The organism is Corynebacterium sp. UMB4614, assembly GCF_030217065.1.
GTDB lineage: Bacteria > Actinomycetota > Actinomycetes > Mycobacteriales > Mycobacteriaceae > Corynebacterium.
On sequence record NZ_JASONC010000042.1, the window covers coordinates 1 to 1,527 of the forward strand.

At 51.9% G+C, this 1,527-nt stretch carries 1 rRNA gene; it reads left to right on the forward strand.

Annotated features, from left to right (window positions below):
* Positions 1-269: 269 nt before the first annotated feature.
* Positions 270-1,527, forward strand: a 23S ribosomal RNA gene (locus QP413_RS09795); the annotation flags it as partial.

The window sequence follows — 1,527 nt, forward strand, 5'->3', positions numbered from 1 at the left end:
GTTGGTTGTTGGTGTGTGTTGTTGTGTTCAAGTCTTGTGTGTTTGGTTTGTTGCGTTGTTGGGTGTCTGGAATGGCATGTGTTGTTGTTCCTGGTGGGATGCTTCCTGCGTGTGATTGACCGTGTGTGGTTGGTTGTGTGTGGGTGGTGTTCGTGTTGTTTGAGAACTGTATAGTGGACGCGAGTATCTAATTTCTTGTGATTTTGTTGTTCACCTGATGCATGCCGCGCTTTTTGTGGTGTGTGTTTTGTGTGTGTCTTAGTGTTTGATTTGTTACTTTTAAGGGCGCACGGTGGATGCCTTGGCACAATGAGCCGATGAAGGACGTGTAAGGCCACGATAGGCCTCGGGGAGTTGCCAATAGAGCGTTGATCCGAGGGTGTCCGAATGGGGAAACCTGGCCACGGTTATGTGTGGTCGCCCACTGCTGAATGCATAGGTGGTGTGGTGGTAACGCGGGGAAGTGAAACATCTCAGTACCCGCAGGAGAAGAAAATAATAATGATTCTGCTAGTAGCGGCGAGCGAACGTGGATGATGGCTAAACCATATGCGTGTGATACCTGGCAGGGGTTGCGTGTGTGGGGTTGTGGGATTTTGTTGTGGGCTGCTGCCATGGCCCGCGTGTGTGTTGTGTGTTAGCGGAAGTGGTTTGGAATGGCCTGCCGTAGACGGTGAGAGTCCGGTACGTGAAAGCATGCAATGTGTGCGTTGACAATTTTTCCCGAGTAGCAGCGGGCTCGTGGAATCTGCTGTGAATCTGCCGGGACCACTCGGTAAGCCTGAATACTTGTTGTGACCGATAGTGTATTGAGTACCGTGAGGGAATGGTGAAAAGTACCCCGTGAGGGGAGTGAAATAGTACCTGAAACCGTGTGCTTACAATCCGTCAGAGCCCTTTTGGGGTGATGGCGTGCCTTTTGCAGAATGAGCCTGCGAGTCAGCGGCATGTCGCGAGGTTAACCCTGGTGGGGTAGCCGTAGCGAAAGCGAATACTAACTAGTGTGTTTTTAGTGGCATGTCCTGGACCCGAAGCGGAGTGATCTACCCATGACCAGTGTGAAGCGATGGTAAGACGTCGTGGAGGCGCGAACCCACTTAGGTTGAAAACTGAGGGGATGAGTTGTGGGTAGGGGTGAAAGGCCAATCAAACTTCGTGATAGCTGGTTCTCCCCGAAATGCATTTAGGTGCAGCGTCGTGTGTTTCTTCATGGAGGTAGAGCTACTGGTTGGTTTAGCGGGACTACTATCTTAGCGACATCAGCCAAACTCCGAATACTGTGAAGTGAGAGCACGGCAGTGAGACAGCGGGGGATAAGCTTCGTTGTCGAGAGGGAAACAGCCCAGATCGCCGGTTAAGGCCCCTAAGAGTGTACTAAGTGGAAAAGGATGTGGGATCGCTTAGACAGCCAGGAGGTTGGCTTAGAAGCAGCCATCCTTGAAAGAGTGCGTAATAGCTCACTGGTCGAGTGGTTTTGCGCCGACAATGTAGTGGGGCTCAAGTACACCGCCGAAGCCGCGGAACTCA